The 7625-nt window shown below is 62.4% G+C and carries 6 protein-coding genes; all 6 read left to right on the top strand.

Annotated elements, in window-relative coordinates; all coding sequences use genetic code 11:
- Positions 1-163: 163 nt before the first annotated feature.
- Positions 164-760: a hypothetical protein gene (locus VML93_RS32270; protein WP_325616936.1), complete on the top strand. Its 597-nt coding sequence runs from the start codon at positions 164-166 to the stop codon at positions 758-760.
- 347 nt (positions 761-1107) lie between these two features.
- Entirely contained in the window at positions 1108-2661 is a 1554-nt protein-coding gene (locus VML93_RS32275; RefSeq protein WP_325616939.1) for an oligosaccharide flippase family protein, read from the top strand.
- 115 nt (positions 2662-2776) lie between these two features.
- Positions 2777-3565: a glycosyltransferase gene (locus tag VML93_RS32280; RefSeq protein ID WP_325616941.1), complete on the top strand. Its 789-nt coding sequence runs from the start codon at positions 2777-2779 to the stop codon at positions 3563-3565.
- A 740-nt stretch (positions 3566-4305) separates the two neighbouring features.
- Entirely contained in the window at positions 4306-5256 is a 951-nt protein-coding gene (locus VML93_RS32285; protein WP_325616943.1) for a hypothetical protein, read from the top strand.
- 248 nt (positions 5257-5504) lie between these two features.
- Complete coding sequence (locus tag VML93_RS32290) at positions 5505-6140, top strand: class I SAM-dependent methyltransferase (protein ID WP_325616945.1); 636 nt, start codon at positions 5505-5507, stop codon at positions 6138-6140.
- 763 nt (positions 6141-6903) lie between these two features.
- Positions 6904-7625 (top strand): hypothetical protein (locus tag VML93_RS32295; protein ID WP_325616947.1); only part of this gene is annotated, 722 nt, incomplete at its 3' end.

Below are 7625 nucleotides of genomic sequence, written 5' to 3' on the forward strand. Positions count from 1 at the left end.
CTCCGGTAGCACCCGTTCGCTACTAGAGTACGTCTGAGGGGCAAGTGGTTGTAGGCGCAAAAGGAGTAACAACGTGCCCGCTGGTTCGGCCTCGCGACCCTTGATAGTAGATGTCGGCGAAGTGTCGGTCGCGAGACGCGAACGCCTCCCACGATTGCTGATCGTGGCGATCGCCGTGGTCGGCTTCGGGGCGACAGTGGGCCTCACCGCAAATGCACACCGCAAACCAGGCGTCTTCTGGGCTGAGACCAAGGTCATCTTCGCCCAGCACCCGAGTTCATCCAATCCCGCGCCTATCGGGACCGGTTCCGGCAACCTGATCGCAACAGCAGGCCTGGTGAGCTCGATCATCAACCAAAACGCCTCGAAAGCACAGCCAGTCTCTCCCACCGTGCCGCTCTACAGCCTCGGCGTGCGCCACGGCACCTGGGTGCGGCTCCCGAATGACGGGGGTCAGTGGGCGAACAACTACGACCAGTCGCTTCTGGACGTCCAGGCAGTTGGCAGCAGCGACGCCGAGGTCCGATCCCGGATGAACGGCAAGATTGCGCAGATTCGGCAAGAACTCAGGGCCGTGCAAGTTGATGTTCCCCCAGCCGACCGGATCGTTACCAGGGACCAACCGCCGGCCGTGACGCCGATCTACCTCTCCGGGAGTCACACGCGGGCTGAAGCCGCTACGCTCCTGGTCGGCCTCGGCATCACCGCTGCCGCGATTGTCGCGGTAAGGCGCGGTTTTCAGACCAGGAAGCTTCACTAGAACTTCCGCCCCGGCCCAATCCTCGGGCGACCGCCCCGGGCCTCTCCCAAGTTGTTGCAGCGCAGATGACGACCGACTGAGTGATTAGGCCCGCAATTTGGGCCGTTTGGCCCACGGGCGTGTGCCCGTTTCATCTGCGACCATCGGTACCGGCGTGCTGCGCGGCAATGACACGACCGGGAGTTCTCGGGAGTGAGAATGCGGTACCCCACAACAACGGCGAGGGTAGGAGCCGCACCGGCACTAAACAGGCCGCGACACATGGGAGGTGGACACCAATCGCCGACGACGAGACCTCTCCCCCAGAGCCTCCGATTGACGACGGACCGGAGCTTGTCGGTCGGCAGGTGGCCCACGGCGCGATGTGGAGCGCGCTCAACGCCGCAGTGCTTAGGGTTGCCACTTTTGCGGTCAGCCTCGCGGTTGCACACCTCGTCGTTCCGTACGATTTTGGCGTCTTCACGGTGGCGCTCACTGTCTACACGGTCGCCGTAACAATCACCGACATTGGTGTAGGCGCCGCCCTGGTCCGCGAGCCCACTAGGTCCAAGGAGCTCGCCCCGACGGTATTCACCATCGCCGTCTGCAACGGCGCTCTACTGACGCTGATCATGCTCATCTTCGCGCCAGAGCTCGCCACCGCTCTCGGCGCGCCGTCGGCCGCGGCGCCGATCCGTGTCCTGTCCCTGGTCGTCTTGCTGGGCGGTTTGACGGTTGTGCCGGGCTCCCTGATGAACCGGGACTTCATGCAGCGCGAGCGGTTCATCATCGATGTCGGCAACCTGGTGGTCGGAACTGCGGTAATGCTCGTGCTCATTGAACTCGGTCATCCCGTGATGGGCCTCGCGATCTCGCGAGTCGGAGCCCAGGTTTTGACCATGGTCCTCATGCTCATCATGGCGCCGGAGCGCTACCTCCCGGGGTTTTCCTGGGCTCACGCCAAGCCGCTCCTCGCATTCGGGTTGCCGCTCGCTGGGTCGCAACTTCTGATTGTCGGCATCGCCAACGTCGACTTCATTGTCGTCGGCCACAACATGGGCGCCCAGCAACTTGGGTACTACAACCTCGCTTTTGCCATCTCGGGCTGGCCCGTGACTATCTTCACCACGATCCTGGTCAGCGTGACCCTGCCCACATTGTCGAGGGTCAGGAATTCGCCAACCGAACTCACGAAACACCTGCGAGCCGGGCTGTCGGCAGTTGCGGCTGCCTCATTTCCTGTGTGCGCTCTGCTTTCAGCACTCGCTGCTCCCCTGATCGACACCGTGTACGGCAAGCGCTGGCATGAGGCGTACACCGCGCTGATAGTGCTCGGAATCTTCGGAGCGGCGCGATCAGTTCTCACCTTGTTCTCGGATCTGACGATCGCTCTCGGCATGACCCGCCGATTGCTGCTCATCCAACTCGCGTGGCTTGCGGCGCTGACCCCGGCCATGATCATCTGCGTTCGGCTCTGGGGGATCGTTGGAGCGGGAGTCGCACACGCCATTGTGATCATCCTTGTCGTAACGCCTGCTTACATCTACACCGTCCGTAAGTCGATGTCTCTAGGCCTGCGTTGGGTTTCGGAGTCTACGGTCCGGCCGCTCATTGCGTCGGTGTTCGCGGCCGCTTTCGGATACGGCGCGACCCAACTCGTTGCCAATGAGATCCTCCAAGTGCTCATCGGGGCGACAGTGGGGCTACTCGTGTATCTCCTCCTGGCCGGCACCTGGCTGATCAAAGTTGTGGCGACCCTTCGTACGATGTACTGGCGCCAAGGCGCCCACCCAGCCGGTGACGAAGCGGACGCCGGAGAAAGTCTGGAAGACATCGCCCTGGTCTCGACGGTGGAATCGGCAATGGAAGTCCGTGAAGGTCCGTTGTTGTTAAGCCAGCCGCCGCCACCCACACTTGAGTGAAGCGTGCATCGAAAGACCCAGCGCAATTGCTCAGCGCCGGTTTTGACACGGGCCTTGTCACTCCTGCACTGTTGTCCGCAGCGAAGTCTACGGTCACGCATCGAGAAGGATTCCCTTGTTTGCCATCGGTGTGTGTGTGGGTAGCCAGGACAAGTTCGACCAGTGGGCCCAACGCGGCATCGACCTGATCGGCGAGCCTGACACCAAGGTCATAGCGCTGTCAGGTCAGCCATCGATATTCGTCGGATACAACCGGATTCTGTCCGAGGCTCGCACCCTTGAGGGACTGGAAGGACTGATCCTCATCCACGAGGACGTCTACATTCGCGATCCTGACTGCCTCGCGACGCTTCGCAATACCTTCGCAGAACCCGACGTCGGAGTGGTCGGGGTATACGGCTGCGTGAGTCCGAAATCGTTAGCCTGGCATTCACAGGATGACACTCGCGGTGCCGTGGAGGACGCGCGCTGGATGCTTGTCGCGTCTAACGAACCGGAAGACGTGACGGTCCTGGACGGACTGTTTCTCGCGCTGAGCCCGGCAGCAGTCGCTGCGCTCGACTTCGACGAATCTCGCTTTGACGGATGGCATGGGTACGACGCTGACATCTGCCTGCAAGCGAGAAAGCGGAGGATGCGAGTCCGGGTGGAGCCGATTGACGTATACCACGCCACGAAAGGGACATACGGCTCCCGAACCAGCTTCGTCCGCACCGACCTGTTGTTCCGCGCAAAGTGGGGGGACTCCGGCCTGCTCAACCCAGCGGCGAGGACATGGACGGTCCGCCCGAAGGTGATCGGGGTCGCCTTGGCGTGTGCTCCCGTCACCGCCTGGATAGCCAGCCGGCGAAGCGCAATCGGTCGGTGGCGGCGCAGTTATGAGGTTAAGAACCGACAGCGGTAGGGCGGACAACCGTAGGTCTGTGAGCGCTCCCTCCAACTCTCTGATCAATCGACAGCTGCGTCGGTCCTACCAGTTTTGACGGGTAGGCGACTCGCCTCTTCCTCGCAGGAGCCGAGTTCGATCACCGTTGGCGCTAGTCCGAGGGTCGGCCCGCTCGCTCCCCAATTCGGACCACGTACGTAGGTCTGAGCGGCTCAACGGCCGACCCGTTTTGTGCCAACTCTTGCCCGGGTCTCACCCCTTCGGCTCACCAGACCGGTACATCGCGAGCCCGATATCTCCTGCGAACGGTTGCGCCAATTAGCGCATCGGGTCCGTTGACGGAGGAGCAGCAGATGCGGCAATCGGCCCACACGCGCGGCAGGATGATCGGAAGGGCGGCGACACTCGCGGCTGGCGGGTTGGTGCTGATTGCCGCCGTTGCCCCCGATCCGGCCGTCGGGACGGCCGTCAACAGCATGTCTGGCAATCACGCCTCCACCCGAGGGCCAAACTCGATTAGGTTGCCGCAGCCGGTGATCCTGCAGCTCAGGCGAGCAACCCACGCGAAGCCGTCCCCCAGCACCTCCCCACCTGCCTCGCCAACTACCTCCCCCAGCACCTCCCCTAGCACCTCCCCCAGCACCTCCCCCAGCACCTCCCCCAGCACCTCCGCGACCACCGGGTGCAGAGCGGTCCCGAGCGCCTGTGGATTTCCCGATGCGTCCAACACGGGCACCCTGCCAGGCGTCACGTTCACGATGGTCGGCCCGGACTACGCGACCAGCGGATCGAACTTCTACTGCCTGTCAGGCGCCGTGAACGGAGTCGGCGACAGTTGCAGGTACATGGAGATCACCGGGAATCTGGGCACCGCCACTACCGGGTACAAACTGGAGGACGGTACCGAGGCGGTTATCGGCCCAGGACACGACGGGATCACCGTAAGCAACCTGTGGGTGACCGGGGTGCACGGCGTGAACGAAACCGCCGTCGAGATCAAGTCGAATAACGTCACCGTTGACCACAGCACTATTTCCGGTAACCCGAGCAACCCGAACTCCGCACTGCGAGGGTGGGAAGGAATCGATGTGCAGGCTTCGAGCGTTAGCCTCATCGATAACAACATTGCGGGCTTTGCGGGAGGCATCTGGTATCACACCGAAGAAGGCACAGACGTCACCACTGGCAACTACATTCACGGCATGTCCTGTTGGGACTACAGCGTCAACGAGCCCTGTGGCGGTCCCGACTCAAGCCCATCCACGTCCGACCATTCAAACCCGATCGCTGATTCTTCAGGCCCCTCTGACACCACGTCGTCGTGGCTGATCCAGCACAACACGGTCCTTTGTGACCTCACGGGGAACGCCTCATGTTCGTCAGATATCTCGCTGTTCCCTGACTTCGGGCCCCAACTCAACGACCACGTGACGATCGACGATAACCTGCTCTCAGGTGGGGCCTTCCTGATCAACAACGGTGGGGGGGATGCCTACGGCTCCTACGGGCAGAGTTATGTGACGACCACGAACAACGACATCAGCACCGCCTACGGCGCCAACGGCGGCGTGTTCGGCCTCTTCTACCGCTACGCCGCCGACGGCACCGGAAACGTCGGGACCGGGGACGTCCAGTACGGAAACTACTGGGACGACGGACCATACGCCGGCAAATCCGCAGATCACTCCGAGTGGTACCCAGGCACCTGACCACGAAGCCGCGACCAATTAGTCGCCGCCGCTATAGTCGTGCTCGCAGCCTGAAGGTCCAGGTCGCATGCCACGCGTCGGAAGGCATTTCTCCTCACACCAGAACGCGAACACTTTTGAAGACCGTCGGTACCGTACTCTCGGTGGGTCGCAAGGGTGAGAACTCACTTTGCAACGCCGTACCCACGAGGCACCGGCCGCGGAACGCGGCATTGCTTGGCCACCCTGTGGGCGACGAAGGGCACGCGATGGAAGACGAGCTCGAGCGGATCAACCGAAATCAGGTGCATTCTGAAACCGATCCGTTCACAGAGCGCCGTTATCGACAATTCGCGCGCCACCTCCGTCGAACGACGACAGGGTGCGCTCTCGACGTGGGCTGCAACACCGGGCGCGGCGGACGAGCGTTCGCCGCAGCCGCGCCAGGCTGGGTCCTGGACGGCGTAGAGCTGCTACCGGAGCGCATCACGCAAGTACCTCTCGGTACGTATCGAACGGTGCACCACGGCCTGCTGGAAGACGTCCCGGACAGCGCGGGACCGTACGACGCACTCCTCATGGGGGAGCTGATCGAGCATGTGCCGCTCGCAGCAATCGACCCACTCATCGCCCGGGTCACAAGCTTACTCAGACCCGGTGGACACCTGCTGCTCACCACCCCGAACCCGCACTACGTCCTGCTAAGACGCCGGGCGGGTGGCACGGTCCTCGGCGGCGCACATGTCAGTGTCTGGTGCCCGACGGCGCTGAGGCAGTATCTGGAATGGAAAGGGCTCCACGTTGATGTCGTGACCGGAAGCGGTCAGGTATCAGGAGTGCTGGGCAGCAGGTTTCCGCTGGCGCTCTACGGGAGCTACCTGCTCGTAGCCAGGAAGCCGCGCTGACCCGGTAACCCCGGAAGCCGGCATTCAAGCCGCGACAGAGGCGACGTTGCCGGTGACGGCTGAACCTTCGGTACGGCATTCGTCCCGAAATCACTTGAGTTACCTTGGAACCTCGCCACGGCTGGCATTCCTAGACCCCTTGTGAGGTGAGATGAGGCTCGGCGAGGGTCACATGCGGGTATCGGCGCTTGTCGTGCTCTATCTTGGACTCACGGCCTGTCGAGGAGCAGACGTTGCGGTCGCGGCGCATCAGTCAGCGCCCGCGTCTGGGGCGGTCGTGGCTCACTCGTCTGCAACGCTTGTGCCATTCAGCGTGTCGCAGCGTTTGACCCGAAACCAGCGAGGCGCCCACCACAAGATCGTGCTGCACGGTGTGCGCACCACCGTGGATGAACAGTTGATTGTGCTGGTGGCCAGCACGGGCGCCGGCCGTTACGTTAAAGCGCTAAAAGGATGTGGTCTGCGTTGGTCCCGTCTCGTCCACCATGCCAATCACTCCGGCGATGTAGAGGTGTGGTCTGCGCACGCACCACACCCGCAATCCTCGTGTGAGATCACCGCAGTCAGGCGGGGTCGCGGTCGTGGAACGTTGACGAGCATCGGCATCCGCGGATCCAGTGGCGTCGGAGCACATACATCCTCAGGCGGCCAGAGTGGTAGGCCGTCTGTCAGTCTCACCGCACGCAGCGGTCATGGCTATGTATATGCCGTCGGCGTCGCACGCGATCGCAAGTCGCCTCGCCGGGCCACGTCCGGCTCTCAAATGCTGCATCGGTTTCACACGTCGACAAATACTTATTGGGTTGAACGCAACCGCTCACTGACGCGCGCGGGCCAGCGTGAAACCCTCGGCGCGCGCGGAACCGGCAGTGGTGGCTGGGACATGGCGGCGGTCGAGTTGAAACCCCGTGGCAGTGGTTGTGTCGCAGAGCCCCATGGCTGCGGCTTTCCTGATGCTTCGAATACGGGGACGCTGCCAGGTGTCACGTTCACGAAGGTGCCCAGCGAGGCGACGAGGGGCTCTGGCTGGGCCTGCTACAAGCAAGGGGCTAACACCTGCGCCGGGATCAACGTCACAGGAGATGTTGGCACAGCAACAACTGGACTCAGGCTTGCAGACGGAGTCTCGCTCAACATCCCTTCGGGCCACGACGGGCTCACAATCACCAACGTACATGTGACCGGCACACACGGACCGAACTCGATCGGTGTTGAAATCCTCTCGAACAATGTGACGATCGAGCACAGCACGATCGATGGTGATCCTAGCAACCCGAACTCCGCCAACCGCGGATGGGAAGGGATCGATATTCAGGCGTCTGGTGTCAGCGTCGTCGATAACAACATTGCGGGCTTTGCGGGAGGCATCTGGTATCACACCGAAGAAGGCAAGCAGATCACGACAGGAAACTACATTCACGGCATGTCCTGTTGGGACTACAGCGTCAACGAGCCCTGTGGCGGTCCCGACTCAAGCCCATCCAC

The sequence above is a fragment of the Mycobacterium sp. genome, from assembly GCF_035499775.1.
In the GTDB taxonomy this organism is placed as follows: domain Bacteria; phylum Actinomycetota; class Actinomycetes; order Mycobacteriales; family Mycobacteriaceae; genus Mycobacterium.